The organism is Geobacillus vulcani PSS1 (genome assembly GCF_000733845.1).
Lineage (GTDB): Bacteria > Bacillota > Bacilli > Bacillales > Anoxybacillaceae > Geobacillus > Geobacillus vulcani.
This window is the reverse complement of the sequence record NZ_JPOI01000001.1, coordinates 1903109-1919936: the sequence shown is the minus strand read 5'-3', so window position 1 is coordinate 1919936 and position 16828 is coordinate 1903109. Positions and strand designations below refer to the sequence as shown.

Sequence of the window (16828 nt, the reverse complement as noted above, 5' to 3'; positions counted from 1 at the left end):
CGGGAGGAAATATGCCTTCACCGCTTTTAGCACTATTTGACAATCACAAGGCGCCGCCCCCGCACAAGGCGAGGGCGGCAACGCCGTCAGCGGATCGCCTGCATCAAGCGGCGGCGCATCCTCCGCATCGTGCGACCGTTCATCCAATTGTTTCGTTGGGCGAGCTGATAAGCGGCGACGCCTAACCCGACTGCTAACAGCGACGTCATCGTCCGGTTCATGCGTGTCCCCCCTAAAATTGGATCATGCGTTCGTGGTCGTCAAACAAGTCGTCAAGAGAACTCAACGTTCCGTCTTCTTCCACTTGATGGGCGTGGATCATTCCTTTCGAGACGGACAGCTCAATAAAGCAATCCCAGCAATAGTACTGGTTGACGCCGATTTTCCCTAAATTTTTTCGTTTGCAATTCGGGCAAATGAGCATTGACAGCCACTCTCCTTACATCGTTGTTTCCATGGTGACCACGCCTTCTCTGGCGGTGAACGGAGCAAGCTCCATTCGTTTCTTTCCTTCGGTCAAATCGGAAAAAAATCCCTCGCTGATCTCGTATCCGTCAATTTTGCCCAATTGCCCGTCAAAATATACGTCATCCAACAGTCCGATTGTGGTTCCGTCCGCGGCGACAACCATGCTGCCGGCGAGGCCGCGTTCGCCGTAAAGAGAGTGGCCGCTGTCAGGAGAAGGAAACGGCTGGAAGCTATCTGCATCACAGATGATGACTCGGTCGTTTTCGAACGACTGCACGGCTGAAAGCGGCAAATAGCGGCGGCGGCCGAACAAGCCGCCCCGTTCTGCGACAAGCCCTTTGACCGTGCCATGGCTGGTAAACCAAATGTCCGTGATCGTTCCGACCATTTTTCCCGTCATTTGCTCATAAATGGGAAGGCCCTTGATGTCGGAAAACGTCCGCATCGTTCTCCCACCTTTCCAGCCATCTTTAGCTTGGCTCATTGCCCATAAAGTCATACGGCGTAACGTTTTCCATCCCCATGTTCGCCTCTTCAAGCGGCAGTTCGACCTCGATCAACGGCGCCGCCGTCCCCGCCAGCTTCTCAGCGAGCGCTGTCTGGCGCGCTCCGTCGCTTTGTTTTGCGACGCCGAATCGAAATGCTTCCTCTTCCCCGCATAAAATGAGAAACTGCTTGCTTCTTGTCACCGCAGTATACAACAAATTCCGTTTCAACATCTTATAATAGCTTTTGACAACGGGCAAAATGACGATCGGAAACTCGCTTCCTTGCGCCTTATGAACCGAACAGCAATACGCATGGGTGATTTGTCCTAAATCTTGCCGTGTGTACGTCACTTCAATGCCGTCAAATGAGACGACGAGCAAGTCTTGCTTTTCCGTATTTTCTTTGGCGTAAAAAATGGCGACGACTTCGCCAATATCGCCATTAAAGACATGATCTTCCGGCTGATTGACAAGCTGAAGCACCTTATCGCCGACGCGGTAGACGACCTCACCGACCGACAGCTCCCGCTTCCCCTCAGCCGGCGGGTTGAACAGCTCTTGAAGCGCTTTGTTCAATTGGTCAATGCCCGCTGGACCGCGGTACATCGGGGCGAGCACTTGAATATCTTTGACGGAAAACCCTTTTTTTCGCGCGTTGTCCGCGATTTGCCGCACGACATCGACGACCTGGCCCGCACGGCAACGGATGAATGAACGGTCTGCCTTTGGAGCAGTCAAATCGGCCGGCACGACGCCGCGCTTCATCTCATGAGCAAGCTCGATGATCGATGATCCTTCCGCCTGGCGGTACACCTCGTTCAACCGAACGAACGGAATGACGCCTGAGCGGAGCAAGTCTTTCAGCACTTGCCCTGGCCCAACGGACGGCAATTGATCCTCATCGCCGACAAAAATGACTTGCATGCCGTTTGGCACGGCTTTTAGCAGCTGGTTGGCCAACCACGTGTCGACCATCGACATCTCATCAATGACAAGCAGCTTGCCAGAAATCGGTTCGTTCTCGTCACGACTGAACCCTTCCGCCCCATTCCAGCCGAGCAAGCGGTGGATCGTCACCGCCGGCAGCCCGGTCGCCTCGCTCATCCGCTTCGCCGCCCGACCGGTGGGTGCAGCCAGCAATACCGGAAACGGCTCGCCTTGTTTATAGTCATCCGGGTCAAGAGACAGGCCGTTGAGGGCGGCGAACAGCTCGACGATGCCCTTGATGACCGTCGTCTTCCCCGTTCCCGGACCGCCGGTCAAAATGAACAGCGGCGAAGAAAGCGCTTGTTGGATCGCTTCCCTTTGTTTGGGGGCATATTGCATGCCAAGCCGTTCCTCAAGCTCCCCAAGCGCCAGCAAAAACTCCGACTCAGCAAACGCCGCGGGCGGCGCTTGCCCGAGCAGCCGCTTAATATTGGAGACGATCCCTTTCTCGGCGAAGTAAAGGGAAGGGAGATAATAGCGCCCTTGCTCGGCGATCAGCTTCCCTTCCTCCCCTAACATCAGAAGCGTCTGGCCGATCGCTTGTCCATCCACCGCACCGCTCGGCCTGCCGTCAAGCAGTCCCCCGATGCGCTCCATCAGCTCTTCCTCGCGCAAATAAACGTGCCCTTCCTGCAAGCACGCCTGCTCAAGAACAAACAGCGAAGCAGCGCGCAGCCGGGCCGGATGGCTGCCGGAAATGCCGAGCTGGCGCCCGATTTCATCGGCGCGGCCAAAGCCGATTCCTTCAATGTCCTCGACGAGTTGATACGGGTTCTCTTGGATGATGTCAATCGCCTCTTCGCCATACGCCTGGTAAATTTTCATCGCCAACTGTGGTCCAAATCCAAACTGGGCGAGGGCGATCATCGTCTGTTCTAATCCTTCGTGGGCGCGAAGCGATTCATACAGTTGCTGCGCTTTTTTCTTCGTCAGCTTCGGCACCCGTTCAAGCACCTCTGGATCGCGCAAAATGGCCGCAATCGCGTTTTCGCCAAGCGCTTCAACGATCGCGGCGGCCGTTTTTTTGCCGATTCCTTTAAACAATCCGCTCGATAAATAATGAATGACTCCTTCTTTCGTGTTTGGAAGCTGTTTGCGGAACTGTTCGGCCGCATATTGGCGGCCGAAGCGCGGATGATGGCGGAACTGCCCATAAAAGACGTAGACATCCCCTTCGTTTAGGCGCGGAAAATAGCCCGTGACAACGACTTCGTCCTCATCAGGCGCATCGTTCGTTTCCTCAACGCGCACACGGACGACTGTATACAGCGTTTCTTCATTATGAAAAATGACGGCCAGGCATACTCCTTTAATGAACGTGCGTCCGTCGAGAGCGAGCATTTGTTGCTCTTGCAACAGCCATCCCCTGCCTTTTTACGGCGCAAGCCGCTTTTCCATCAGTTTCTTTCCATATCCGGCAAGCACGTGATCCGGCTTGGCGTCCAAGGCGGCGGCAAACATGGCGCGGGCGGCGCTGAAGTCGTCTTTATACGCATAAATGACGCCTAAATTGTAGTACGCATCAGCGTGGTGCGGATGAAGTTCCAACGTTTTTTCGAAATAACGCTTCGCCTCATCAACATACTCGAGAGTGGCGAGGCAAAGGCCAAGCTGAAACAGCGCTTCGGCGTCCGTCTCGTTCAGCTCGGCCGCCCGCTGCAAATACGGCAGCGCCAGCCGCGGCATCTCGAGCCGCCATAATGACATGCCAAGCATAAAATGCGTATCGGCATCGTCAAGACCAAGCCCAAGCGCGCGCTCAAACATCTGTTTCGCTTGGGCGAACTGCCCGCGTCGATAATAAACCGTGCCAATGCCGTAATAGGCGGCCGCCGCCCGCTCGTCAAGGGCGAGCGCCTGCCGGAAACACTCCAGCGCCTTTTCTTCCTCACCAGCTGCGGCCAGAACGGTGCCGATGTTAATGTATCCGGCCGGATCGTCCGGATGCTGTTCGACGGCAGCGGAAAAACAGCGGATGGCTTCCTCATACTTCCCCTCGCGCATATACGCCAGGCCTTGTTCGTTGAAATTGGCCACCGCCCATCCCCCCTGATTCAATGTGATTTTCAAGCAACGGCCTCCCAGCCTGAAGCCTGATTGAAGATCCTGAGCACCAGCACAGCCATCAACCAACATACCAAAGCTTTTCGCCATTGCGGAACACTTCATCGATCGTGCCACCGCCGAGGCATTCCTCGCCGTTGTAAAAAACAACTGCCTGCCCCGGTGTCACCGCCCGCGCCGGCGCATCAAACACGACTTCCACGTCTCCGTCCGGAAGCGGGTGAACCGTCACGCCGACATCGGGCTGACGATAGCGAAATTTCGCCGTGCAGCGAAACGGCGCTTCCGGCTTGCGGTCAGACACCCAATTGACATCGACCGCTTTTAGCGAGGTGGAATACAAATATTCGTTTTCAAATCCTTGGGCAACATAGAGCACGTTTTCGCGCACATCTTTGCCGACGACAAACCACGGTTCACCGTTGCCTCCGATGCCAAGCCCGTGGCGCTGGCCGATCGTGTAATACATGACGCCGTCATGCCGCCCTTTCACTTCGCCATCGAGCGTTTTCATCACTCCCGGCTGGGCTGGCAAATAATGGCTCAAAAATTCTTTGAAATCACGTTCGCCGATAAAACAAATGCCGGTGCTGTCTTTTTTTCCAGCAGTGGCCAGCCCAGCCTCTTTCGCAATCCGGCGCACGTCCGCTTTCTGCAAATGGCCGATCGGAAACATCACTTTCGACAGCTGAACTTGACCGAGCTGGTTCAAAAAGTACGTTTGATCTTTGTTCGGGTCAGCTCCACGGAGCATTTTATATTCGCCGTCGCGAAACTCGACGCGGGCGTAATGGCCGGTTGCGATGTAATCGGCGCCGATCGACATGGCGTGCTCTAAAAACGCCTTGAACTTAATTTCCTTATTGCACATCACATCCGGGTTCGGCGTGCGCCCGGCTTTGTATTCGTTCAAAAAGTACGTAAACACTTTGTCCCAATACTGCTTTTCAAAATTGACGGCATAATATGGAATGCCGATTTGGTTGCAGACGCGCACAACGTCTTCGTAGTCCTCAGTCGCCGTGCAAACGCCGTTTTCATCGGTGTCATCCCAGTTTTTCATAAAAATGCCGATCACATCATATCCTTGTTCTTTCAATAGCAGCGCAGCGACCGATGAGTCGACCCCGCCGGACATGCCGACGACGACGCGCGTTTCGTACGGCGCTTTGTTCATGCTGTTTCACCCCCTCTTTAGCGGTTTGTGAGCCGCTTGACAATCTTCACTGTTTCCTCGGCCGCCCGCTCGATTTGTTCTGTCGTATTGCCGAGCCCGAAGCTGAAGCGCACAGACGAACGGATGCGCTCCGACTCTTTTCCGCACATCGCGACAAGCACGTGCGACGGATCGATTGACCCGGCGGTGCATGCTGACCCGCTCGAGGCGGCAATGCCGGCTAAATCCAAGTTCACGAGCAACGATTCGACATTCGTTCCCGGGAAGGCGACATTCAAAATATGCGGCAGGCTATCCGGGCGGCCGTTGATCGCATAGTCGATCCCTGAGGAGCGGAAAATTTCAAGCATCGCCTCGCGCCACGCCGCATACTGCCGACGTTTCTCCTCCCTTGTCCGCTCGGCGATTTCCGCCGCCTTTGCCAACCCAATGATGCCGGGGACGTTTTCCGTGCCAGCGCGCCGCTTCCGCTCCTGTTCGCCGCCGAAAAGGAGCGGCATGATGCGCACCGTTTCTCGGACATACAAAGCCCCGCTTCCTTTCGGGCCGTTGATTTTATGAGCGGAAAGCGACAGCAGATCGATCCCGTATTCATTCACATCGATCGGAAGAAGCCCGTACGCCTGGACGGCGTCCGTATGGAAATAGGCTGGATGATCGCGAAGCAGCGCTCCGATTTCGCGAATCGGCTGGATCGTGCCGACTTCGTTGTTGGCAAACATGACCGATACTAAAATCGTCTCATCACGCAGCGCGGCCTTGACATCCTCGACCGATACCGTCCCGTGTTCGTCAACTGGCAAATACGTGACCTCAAACCCTTGCGTCTCTAAATATTCACAAGCGCGCAACACCGCATGATGCTCGATGGCGGTTGTAATGATATGATTGCCGCGGCCGCGGTTCGCTACGGCCGTTCCGATGACCGCAAAGTTATCCGCTTCCGTACCGCCGCTTGTAAACACAATCTCCGTCTCTTTCGCCCCAATCGAGCGGGCGACAACGGCCCTCGCTTCATCGACCGCGCGGCGGCTCTGCCGGCCAAAATAATGGATGCTTGATGGGTTGCCAAACTGTTCCGTCATCCACTGGACTATACCGGCTGCCACATCCGGATGGACCGGGGAGGTTGCCGCATGGTCCAAATAAATGCGTTCCAACGGCCATTCTCCTTTCCTTTCTGTTGCTTAAGAGGCTGGTGATTTAATCGTGAATACGGCTTTACCATGTCATTTCTCAATTAGAAAAACCTTGTTGCATCGACCCTGCTTTTCGCCCATTCCCCCATTGAGTAAGGGAATCAGCCGTTTTTCACCGCCCTCTTAAATATAAAACATATATGCCCCTTCATCCCCATCGCTATACTTCGCCAAATCTTCGAGCGTCGTGCTGTCGAGCACCTCTTCGACCGCATCGCGGATGCGAATCCATAGCTCGCGCTTCGCCGGCTCTTCCTCTTCAAGCTCCTCAACCGGAGTGAGCGGCCCCTCCAACACGCGCAAAATGTCGCCGGCGGTGATTTTCGCCGGATGTTCAGCGAGCACATAACCGCCATACGCTCCGCGGATGCTTTTGACGAGCCCAGCGTTGCGCAGCGGTGTGACGAGCTGCTCCAAATAATGTTCGGATAAATTGTTCGCCTTGGCGATTGAACGAAGCGAGATCGGACGATCGCCATATTTTTTGGCCAATTCGATCATAATCGTCAAGCCATAGCGGCCTTTCGTCGAAATCTTCATTCATATCCCTCCTAACGGCTTAACCCTTGTGCCCGAGTGCCGGCGGCCGATCCAACCAGGCGGCTTGCGGCCTTTTGGCATTGCAGCAACGTCGGGCCGGCAATCAAACTGATCGTCACACAAAAAAAGAGCGTGCTTTCGTTGCAGCCCGATATGAAGAACATCCCACGGCGCGCAGCCCGCATCGGCCTTCATCGTCAAGACGATGCCCAGCGACATGACGAGCGAACCGGCAAACTCAATGCCCCAGCGCAACCATGGGAAACAAGCGCCTCCTCTTGTTCAGCCAATCACTTGTGTTATTATACCATAAAAATCCCGAGTGCTTCACGGCCGAACCTTGTCCTCTTGTTTCAATTGCTCAAGCCTCCGATACACTTTGGCATAATGTTTTTCCTCGCCGTGCTCTTTCGGTTCATAATAGCGGACGCCTTCCAGAGCGGATGGCAAATACTCTTGCGCGACCCAGCCGTTCGGATAGTCGTGCGGATACAAGTAGCCTTGTCCATGCCCGAGTGCAGACGCCCCTTTGTAATGAGCGTCTTTTAAATGATCCGGAATATCGCCAAGCTTGCCGGAACGGACATCGGCAATAGCAGCGTCCAACGCCTTGTAGGCGCTGTTGGATTTTGGGCTCAGACAAAGTTCGATCGTCACAACGGAGAGAGGAATGCGCGCCTCTGGCAGCCCGAGGCGTTCCGCCGCCGCCACCGCCGCTTGCACTTTTACCCCCATTGTTGGATTGGCAAGTCCGATGTCTTCATAGGCAATGACGAGCAGTCGGCGGCAGACGGCGGCCAAATCGCCGCCTTCAAGCAGGCGAGCCAAATAATGAAGCGCGGCATCAGCATCGCTGCCGCGCACGCTTTTTTGAAACGCGGACAGCAGTGAATAATAATGATCACCGTATTTGTCATGAGCAAACCCACGATTTGCTGTACACGAGGCAACGATGCTTTCGTCAATATAAAAACAGCCGTCCTGCTCATCGGCAGCGGCAACCGCCGCCTCAAGGAGCGAAAGCGCTACGCGCGCATCCCCGCCGGCCGCTTCGGCGATGCGCCATAACAACGCGTCATCGATGATGACCGTCTGCGCTCCCACTCCTCGCTCCGGGTCGGCGAGCGCCCGTTTCAAAATGATGAGCAACTCGCTCGGCTCAAGCCGCTTTAGCTGCTGAATTTGCCCACATCGGCTGCGGATCGCCGGGTTGACCTCATGAAACGGGTTTTCCGTCGTCGCGCCGATCAAGGTGATGAGCCCGGATTCAAGGTGCGGAAGCAACACATCTTGCTGCGCTTTATTCAACCGATGGATTTCGTCGATAAACAACACGACGTTCCCTGACCATCGCGCCGCTTCCGCTGCCTCTTCGATCTCTTTTTTTCCAGCCGATGTCGCATGGATCGCCGCAAGCTCCCGTCCGGCGGTGCGGGCGATGGCATAAGCAAGCGACGTCTTCCCCGTTCCCGGTTCGCCGTAAAGCAAAAGCGACGGGACATACCCTTTTTTTACCATTTTATACAGCGGTGTGCCCGGGCCAATCACGTGGTCTTGCCCAACGATTTCATCAATCGTCCGTGGACGCATTCGCCAAGCAAGCGGCTCCGTCATTTTGGACATGCCGATCCCTCCCTGAAAATGGACGCGTTCTGTTTGGCAACATCTCCCGCCTGTGCAAACATTTAGAGGCGGGAAGAGTGATTGATCGTTGGAAACAGCCGCCCGATGCAGGCTGCCAGTCAAACCACTCCCGTGCGTCCCGCGCTTTGGCGGCCCCGCCTATGTTCACGTTTGGAATAGCTTCCGGGTTAGAGAGGATATAATGCCATGGCAAGCTGCCGGCGTATGGGGCGGCTTTCGTGCATCGGCGAGTTTGGGCGGAAACATCGATCGTTTCGGAAAGAAGTTCCCCGCTTTCAATAAAAAGAGGAGCGGGAGGTGTTTACGGAAAATAGCGTTCAATAGCCTCCTTCAACTCATTGAACAGCGGAAGTGAGTATTTCGCCAAATAGAGCAGAAGCGCTTTCACCATAAACGGTCTAGCCGCCTCCCCTTTCTCGAGTTCTTCCTTCAATAGGCGCAGCGAACGAAGAATGTCGTCTTCAACCGGACGCATCGCCGCCATGCGCTCTAAACAGCTGATGGCCCGTTCTTTCCATTGGCTCCGTTCTTGGGTGGCGGCCGCAATATAATCCGCCATCATCGCTTCATCGAGCAACCCCGTCTTGCCGTCAAGCAGGCTGGACACAATGGCATCAAGCCGATCGAGCAGGAAGGGCGCTAGCTTCTCAGGAAGCAGCGGCTTTCGGTCTACCGCCAAGTAAATCAAATATTCTTTCAGCATTCCGTTGAGCATCGTCGCGCAATCAAATGAAACTGGACGCACTTGTTCGCCGTATATGTCTTCAATGGCCCGGCGATACCAGTGGAGCGTATGGGCGCGGATGCGAAACACGAGATGCCGCACTTCATCGCTCACCTTCGCCGCTTGTTCGCCCAACTGCATTTGCACTAACTCTTTATGTTCGTCAAACAACTGGATTTGTACAGTCAACTGACGGCAAAACCGCTCGCGCGCGGTTAAGGCGGGATCGGCCTCGATTTGTTTAAGTTGATGAAACAAGACTTCATAATGGTAGCGGAAAATCGATACAGCCAGCTCTTCTTTTGATTTAAAATAATTGTAAATCGAACCTTTGGCTACTCCGCTCCGTTCGGCTATTTCCTGCATGGAGGTAGCATGATAGCCTTTTTCGGCGAATAATTTCATCGCTGTTTCAATGATGTCCTCTTTCCGTCCCAATGTTTTCTCCTTCTTCCTTACTCCTTCTTTCATGTCCATTATAGTCGATCTTGCCAAAAAAAAAAATGCTGGACGGCCTGTCATCCAGCCATCCAGCCCGATCATTTCGCCAGCGGTTCGCGTTTTGCCGTCCGGAAGAAAAACGCCTCATACATCGCGGGAATGAACACGAGCGTCAATAACGTCGACGACGTCAGACCGCCGATGACCGTGATGGCCAGCCCTTTCGAAATCAACGTGCCGGCCTCATTCGTCAGCGCAAGCGGAATGAGTGCTGTCACGGTGGCAAAGGCTGTCATTAAAATCGGGCGCAGCCGTGTTTTGCCGGCTTCAATGATCGCGCTTCGCACCGTCATCCGTTTTTGTTCGCGGTTTTGCCCGATTCGATCCACCAACACGATCGCATTGGTCGTCACAATGCCGATCAGCATCAACAAGCCGATCATGACGCTGATGGAAAGCGGCTCATCGGACACATACAAAGCGAACAGCGAACCGATGGGAACAAACAAAAGGGAAGATAAAATGATCAGCGGCACCCGCACTTTGCCAAATGTAATCAGCATCGTCAAATACACAAGCCCAATGGCCGCCGCCATGGCCACGCCGAGCTCGCGGAACGTCTGCACCGTCTCATCGCTTCCGCCTCCCGTTTTCACTTTGACATCGGATGGGATCTTCAAATCATTTACATGTTTCGTAACATCATTCGTTACTTTCTGAATGTTGTCGCCGACAATCTGGGCGGATACGCGGGCAAACACTTTTCCGTCCAGCTTTTGAATGGACGTATACACGTCCGCCTCTTTCACTTCGGCGACAGTTGAAAGTGGAATCACTCCATTTCTCGTCACGATCGGAAGTTCTTTCAACTCATCGATTGATCCCAACGTTTCATCATACGAAAGTTCGACTTGCTCATTCTTGTCACCGAGTTTCAGCGTCCCCACATCGACCGGTTGGGTCGCATCGGCCACCGCCCCGAGCAATTGCATGCCTGAAACGCCATAAGCCGCCGCCTTTTCCGGATCAATGGACACAATCACTTGTTTTTGCTTTTCCGTTAAGTTATTCGTCACATCTTTGACATCATCGCGTTGTTTTAAATACGTCTCGACCTGCTTGGCGGCTGTTTGGAGCGCCTCCAAATCATTGGAGTATAAGTCAATATTCACGTTATTATTCGTTGGCGGCCCTCCGCTCGACATCTCTTGCACGCCTACTTTGGCACCGGGCGAGAGCTGATTCGCGATGCGGCGCATTTCTTTTTCTAAAGCCTCTACCGTCTTGTTGACATCCGCCCGATCGTTTAACAAAATATAATAGCTTGCTTGATTCGACCGCTTCAAACCGGTGCGAAAATCGCGGCTTCCCACCGCGGCGGTGACGCTCTCGACATCACTTCGTTTTAAAAACATCTTTTCCATCTCGAACGACACATCATTCGTTTTGACCACCGATGTGGAAGCCGGCAGTTCAATGCTCGCCACCAGCGTTTTCTGCTCTTCGTTCGGCAAAAACGTAAATCCAAGTCTCGGTACAAGCGCCAATGAACCAACTAACAGCACAACCGACAACACAAAGACAATCGCTTTATGGTTGAGCGCCCATTCAATGATTCGGCCATAAAAACGCTGAAGGGCTCCTTCTTTCTCTTCTGGCGGCACACGGCGAAACGAAAATTTGGCTAAAATCGGCACAACCGTCACAGCCACCAACAAAGAGGCCAGCAGAGCAAACGTAATCGTCAAGGCAAATGGAAGGAAAAACTCCCCTGTAATCCCGCCAACAAGCCCGAGCGGCAAAAAAACGACAACGGTTGTGATGGTCGAGGACACGATCGCTTTGACAATTTCTTTCGTTGACTGCTCGACTAAATCATCGCTCATGCCTGTTTTCTCCCGGCGGACGCGGCGGAAAATATTTTCAATCACGACAATGCTGTCATCGACGACTCGACCGACGGCGACGGCCATGCCGCCAAGTGTCATGACATTGAGGGTAATCTCCATCTGGTTGAGAAAAATGGCCGATACAAGCAACGAGAGCGGAATCGAGACGATTGCAATCACGGTCGCCCGGACGTTGCGCAAAAAGAGCAATACGGCCAACGAAGCGAACAGCGCCCCGAGCAGCCCTTCACGGACAAGCGATTCAACAGATTGTTTAATGCCAGCCGACGAATCAAACCCGATGGAATAATCAAACTGATGTTTGTAGGAATTCAGCACTTTGATCACTTGATCTGCTACTTCAATCGTATTGGCATCTTGTTTTTTCGTCACGGCCATCGACAGCGATGGCTTCAAATTATACCGGGTGAATTCGCTTTGCTCGTTGACTTCCTCAATCGTCGCAAGATCCCCCAACTTGACGGGCGCGGTGCGCTGCAATCCACTTGCCGCTATAGGAACAGCCGGGGGCACGAGTTTTAGATTTTTCAACTCATGGATGGTGCTCAATGTTTCTTCGACGCGAACCGGAATTTGCCATGTATCGGTTTTCAATGTTCCCGCTGGGAACGCCAACACCTTTTCATTGATTTGGTTTTTGATCTCTGACAAGGTCAATCCCGCCTGAACGGCTTTTTTCCGGTCAACCGTGATCCGGATGAGGCGCTCGCTGTCTCCGCCGATCGAAACGGAATTCACCCCGTCGATTTTATTCAATTCTGGAATCACTTCGGTTTCCAGCAACGTTTGCAGATCGGTTCCACTTTTGGCAAACAAAGAAATGTTGAAAACCGGGATGGAACTGAATGAAAACCGATTGACTTCGGTTTGTACATTGTTGGGCAATCCAGCCTTATCAATGAGCGATTCGACCTGACGCTCCATTTTCTCCATATCTGTCCGAAACGGAAATTCAAGATTAATAACGGCCATTCCTTCGTAGGAAGAGCTCTGCATTTGCTTAAGGCCGTCAAGGGCTTTCAGTTTTTCCTCGAGCTTGGTCGTCACTTCCTCATTCATGTCTTGTGGAGAAGCCCCAGGATAGACCGCTTCAATCGACAACTGGGGAAATTCAATGTTCGGCAGCAAATCGACCTTCAAGGAAGAGAAGGAATACAGCCCTAGAAACATGAGCAAAAACGAACATACAAACACCGCTGCCGCATTTTTCAAACTGAACCTAGTCAAAAACGTCATCGTGCCACCTCTCATCCTACGATTTTGACCGGTCAGTCCAATTATTTTGAACTGACCGGTCATACAAAACTACTTCTATGATACATGAAAATGGGAAAAATGAAAAGAGCGAAGTTTAAAGTGGGAATCCAACGGAAAAACTATGACCATATGAACATTACCATTTGATGGGGTGGACAACATGAAAACGAGACAGGATGCTTGGTCACATGAAGAAGATGTACTGTTGGCTGAAACGGTGCTGCAATATATACGCGAGGGAAAAACTCAGCTTGCTGCGTTTGAAGTCGTTGGGAGACAACTGCACCGCACAGCGGCAGCATGCGGATTCCGCTGGAACGCTGAAGTGCGCAAGCGGTACCTTGAGGCGATCAAACAGGCCAAAAAGCAGCGAAAAGAACGGAAACGAGCGTTGGAGATGATGAAGAAATGGCAGAAAGAAGCGGCCGCCATGGCACTTCCCGCCCCTGATGAAAGCAAGGCTGACGAAGGATCATCACCGTTTCTGCCGGCCGCTCCCTTGACGCTCGATCAATGCATTGCCTTTTTGCAGACGCTAGGGCGCGATGCGGAACAGCTCGAAGCGGTTCGGAAAGAAAACGAACGGCTGAAACGGGAGCGGATCGAATGGGAAACACGCAACGAACAACTGCAGCAAAAGCTGGAACGCCTTGAAGCACGCCAGACGACGGTTCAAGAAGACTTCGAAGCGCTCGTCAAAATTATGGCTCGCGCCCGCCAACTTGCCGCAGAAGAAAGCGACCGCCTCTCCCTCGCCCAACTGCTGCTGGCTGAGGCAGGCGGATCAAATGAGCCGATCGCCCGCTCCTAACAGGAAGAACGCCGCTCTAAAAGGCAGTTTTTCACCTAGCATCTCACATGCCTCCCATTAAAAGAAGAAGGTGTCCTAAAAAAGGCGGGACACCTTTTCTTAATTCATGTAAGAAACGATCTATCGAGTTTTGTCTACTCAAAATCACCCTTTTGGGTCAGCCCCTTCGTTTTATTCGCCGACACGGGCGATCGGAACGTCTTTTAATAATTGGTTGATCACATAGGACGCCATGATCAATCCGGCGACCGAAGGGACAAAGGCGTTGGATGACGGCGGCATTTTCGCCTTGCGGATCGGTGAAGCGTCATTGCCGACAACTTGGCGGACATCTTCGCGGATTTTCACCGGCTTCTCGTCGGAAAAGACGACCGGAATGCCGCGGCGGATCCCTTCTTTGCGCAACTTGGCGCGGATGACTTTCGCGATCGGGTCGGTGTGCGTCTTGGAAATATCGGCGATGCGAAAGCGGGTCGGATCCATTTTGTTCGCCGCCCCCATGCTGGAGATGATCGGAATGCCGCGCTTGAGGCATTGTTTCATCAAATGCACTTTATACACAATCGTGTCAGACGCATCGATGACAAAATCGAGATCATAGGCAAAAAACTGCTCATACGTCTCTTCCGTATAAAACATTTGCAGCGCGATGACCTCGCACGCCGGGTTGATGTCGGCGATGCGCTCTTTCATCAGCTCGACTTTCGGACGCCCAATGGTCGAGAGCAACGCATGGATTTGCCGGTTGATGTTGGTGATATCGACGTTATCGCGATCAACAAGCACCAATCGGCCAATTCCGGAACGGGCGAGCGCCTCGACGGCGAACGACCCCACGCCGCCGACGCCAAGGACGGCGACGGTGGCGTTTTTTAATTTTTCAAGCCCCTCAGGGCCAATGGCTAACTCATTGCGGGAAAATTGATGCAGCATCGTTCTCCTCTCCGTTTGTTTAGAGTCTGATACCGCCTTTTATCCTAACATTAAGGCGGTAAATGTGGCAACGGCATTTTGCTGGCAAAACAAACCCCCTATGCGCTCCGCATAGGGGATCGTTGTTTTTCTTCGTTGTTCCTCTGTACACCAGTCCCAATCGTGCCGTCGATGCCTTCGTTTTGAACCCGCTCTCCCATAGGTGGGTGCCCTGTTCCAAGGTTTGCGCTTCCCCTGTGACAAAGAGGCATGCACGCCGCTTGGAAACCCCGGACTCCCGGATCATAAACTGTTCGGTCAAAACGATGGGTGATGCGACGAACACATTAGGACGGTTGGTTGTTCTTTATTCTATCATATTTTTTTGCGTTTGTGAACACCTGCCGCTGATGTTTCCTTGCCGGCGGAGCAGCTATTCTTGGTCAGGCAGCACGACAGCCAAATGCAGCTCTTCCAGCTGTTTTTCGCTGACCGGGCTCGGCGCTTCCGTGAGCAGGCAGCCCGCGCTCGCCGTTTTCGGGAAGGCGATCGTATCGCGCAAATTCGTGCGCCCTGCCAAGAGCATCACAAGCCGGTCAAGGCCAAGCGCGATGCCGCCGTGCGGCGGAGTGCCGTACTCAAACGCCTCAAGCAAGAAGCCGAACTGACGGCGCGCTTCTTCTTCGCTGAACCCTAAGGCGCGGAACATTTTTTCCTGCACGTGCCGCTCAAAGATGCGGAGCGAGCCGCCGCCAAGCTCATAGCCATTTAAGACGAGGTCATACGCCTGCGCCCGAACCGCGCCCGGGTTGGTTTCAAGCAGCGGAATGTCGTCGCGCACCGGCATCGTAAACGGATGGTGAGCGGCGTAATAACGGCCTTCCTCTTCGTCGTATTCCAACAGCGGCCAGTCCGTCACCCACAAAAACGCGAGCTTCGTTTCGTCGATCAAGCCGAGCTCCTTGCCGAGCCGAAGCCGCAGCGCGCCGAGGGCCGCGGCCACGACCGCCTTTTGGTCGGCGACAAACAACAGCAAATCCCCGTCTTCGACCGCCAGCGTTTGGCGAAGCGCAGCCTGTTCGCCATCGGTGAAAAACTTGGCGATCGGCCCTTTCAGCTCATCGCCTTCCGCTTTCAGCCACGCCAGCCCTTTCGCTCCATAGCGGCCGACAAACTCGCCCAACGCGTCGATCTCCTTGCGCGAATAGCGGGGCGCCGCGCCTTTGGCGTTGATCGCCTTCACTTGCCCTCCCTCTTTGACTGCGCGGGCAAACACTTGAAACGCGGAATCGCGGACGATGTCCGATACGTCGACGAGCTCGAGGCCAAAGCGTATATCCGGCTTGTCCGAGCCATAGCGGCTCATCGCCTCATCATACGTGATGCGCGGAAACGGGCGCGGAATGTCGGTTCCTTTCGCCGCTTTGACGACCGCCGCCATCATCCGTTCGGTGACATCGATGATGTCTTCTTGATCGATAAACGACATTTCAATGTCAATCTGCGTAAACTCCGGCTGGCGGTCGGCGCGCAAATCTTCATCGCGGAAGCAGCGCGCGATTTGATAGTAGCGTTCAAACCCGCCGACCATCAGCAGCTGCTTAAAAATTTGCGGCGACTGCGGCAAGGCGTAAAATTCACCTGGATGGACGCGGCTTGGCACTAAATAGTCGCGCGCCCCTTCCGGCGTGCTTTTCGTCAACATCGGCGTCTCCACTTCCAAAAAGCGCTCGCTGTCCAAAAAGTCGCGCACCGCTTTCGTGACCTTATGCCGGAGCTCCAGCGTTCGAAACATGACCGGGCGGCGCAAATCCAAGTAGCGATATTTTAAACGCACGTCTTCCGCTGCATCGGTGTCATCCGTGATCGCAAACGGCGGCGTTTTCGCTTCATTGATAATGTCGATGCGCTCCGCCTGCACTTCGATGCGGCCGGTCGCGATGTTCGGGTTGACCGTCTCCGGCGCGCGGGCGACGACCGTCCCTTCCACACTCAGCACGTACTCGCTCCGCACGCGCTCAGCGGCCGCCAGCGCTTCAGCTGATACATCGGGGCTGGCGACGATTTGCACGATGCCTGTCCGGTCGCGCAAATCGATGAAAATGAGCCCGCCTAAGTCGCGGCGCTTTTGCACCCATCCTTTGAGCACGACGCGCTCGCCGACAGCCGTTTCCGGCACTTCACCGCAATAATATGTCCGTTTCAT

At 54.0% G+C, this 16828-nt stretch carries 14 protein-coding genes and 1 other RNA gene; 1 reads left to right on the top strand and 14 read right to left on the bottom strand.

The window, feature by feature from the left end; genetic code table 11:
- Positions 1-86: 86 nt before the first annotated feature.
- The 11 genes from N685_RS19020 to N685_RS0110245 all read right to left on the bottom strand — a co-directional run bounded on the left by N685_RS19020 (position 87) and on the right by N685_RS0110245 (position 12878).
- Positions 87-221 carry a YrzQ family protein gene (locus N685_RS19020; RefSeq protein WP_071880177.1) on the bottom strand — a complete coding sequence of 45 codons (135 nt, stop codon included), beginning with the start codon at positions 219-221 and terminating at the stop codon, positions 87-89.
- Positions 222-232: 11 nt separating this feature from the next.
- Complete coding sequence (locus tag N685_RS0110295) at positions 233-424, bottom strand: hypothetical protein (protein WP_025949318.1); 192 nt, start codon at positions 422-424, stop codon at positions 233-235.
- 15 nt (positions 425-439) lie between these two features.
- A complete protein-coding gene (locus tag N685_RS0110290; protein WP_031408083.1) occupies positions 440-913 on the bottom strand; it encodes a PRC-barrel domain-containing protein in 474 nt (157 codons plus the stop codon).
- 25 nt (positions 914-938) lie between these two features.
- Positions 939-3299 (bottom strand): SF1B family DNA helicase RecD2, encoded by a 2361-nt coding sequence (gene recD2 / locus N685_RS0110285; protein ID WP_031408082.1) that lies wholly within the window; start codon positions 3297-3299, stop codon positions 939-941.
- Between the two features lie 18 nt (positions 3300-3317).
- Positions 3318-3980 carry a tetratricopeptide repeat protein gene (locus tag N685_RS0110280; RefSeq protein WP_031408081.1) on the bottom strand — a complete coding sequence of 221 codons (663 nt, stop codon included), beginning with the start codon at positions 3978-3980 and terminating at the stop codon, positions 3318-3320.
- Between the two features lie 88 nt (positions 3981-4068).
- The gene (gene mnmA, locus N685_RS0110275) at positions 4069-5184 is read right to left on the bottom strand and encodes a tRNA 2-thiouridine(34) synthase MnmA (protein WP_031408080.1); all 1116 of its coding nucleotides are present in this window, start codon (positions 5182-5184) and stop codon (positions 4069-4071) included.
- 17 nt (positions 5185-5201) lie between these two features.
- Positions 5202-6344, bottom strand: coding sequence for a cysteine desulfurase family protein (locus N685_RS0110270; RefSeq protein WP_031408079.1), 1143 nt, complete (start codon positions 6342-6344; stop codon positions 5202-5204).
- Between the two features lie 162 nt (positions 6345-6506).
- On the bottom strand, positions 6507-6923 hold the full coding sequence (gene cymR, locus N685_RS0110265; RefSeq protein ID WP_011232042.1) for a cysteine metabolism transcriptional regulator CymR: 417 nt from the start codon (positions 6921-6923) through the stop codon (positions 6507-6509).
- A 327-nt stretch (positions 6924-7250) separates the two neighbouring features.
- A complete protein-coding gene (locus tag N685_RS0110255; RefSeq protein ID WP_031408077.1) occupies positions 7251-8546 on the bottom strand; it encodes a replication-associated recombination protein A in 1296 nt (431 codons plus the stop codon).
- Between the two features lie 322 nt (positions 8547-8868).
- Entirely contained in the window at positions 8869-9729 is an 861-nt protein-coding gene (locus tag N685_RS0110250) for a TetR/AcrR family transcriptional regulator (protein ID WP_031408076.1), read from the bottom strand.
- Positions 9730-9830: 101 nt separating this feature from the next.
- Positions 9831-12878 (bottom strand): efflux RND transporter permease subunit, encoded by a 3048-nt coding sequence (locus tag N685_RS0110245; RefSeq protein WP_031408075.1) that lies wholly within the window; start codon positions 12876-12878, stop codon positions 9831-9833.
- A 181-nt stretch (positions 12879-13059) separates the two neighbouring features.
- Here N685_RS0110245 and N685_RS0110240 point away from each other — a divergent pair, with 181 nt between their 5' ends.
- Positions 13060-13710, top strand: coding sequence for an RsfA family transcriptional regulator (locus N685_RS0110240; protein WP_031408074.1), 651 nt, complete (start codon positions 13060-13062; stop codon positions 13708-13710).
- A gap of 171 nt (positions 13711-13881) precedes the next feature.
- Here the strand turns inward: N685_RS0110240 and N685_RS0110235 are convergent, their stop codons facing one another.
- From N685_RS0110235 to aspS, 3 genes are all read right to left on the bottom strand, one after another.
- A complete protein-coding gene (locus N685_RS0110235) occupies positions 13882-14643 on the bottom strand; it encodes a tRNA threonylcarbamoyladenosine dehydratase (protein WP_031408073.1) in 762 nt (253 codons plus the stop codon).
- A gap of 149 nt (positions 14644-14792) precedes the next feature.
- Positions 14793-14979, bottom strand: a non-coding RNA gene (gene ssrS / locus N685_RS19015) — 6S RNA.
- A gap of 76 nt (positions 14980-15055) precedes the next feature.
- Entirely contained in the window at positions 15056-16828 is a 1773-nt protein-coding gene (gene aspS, locus N685_RS0110230) for an aspartate--tRNA ligase (RefSeq protein WP_031408071.1), read from the bottom strand.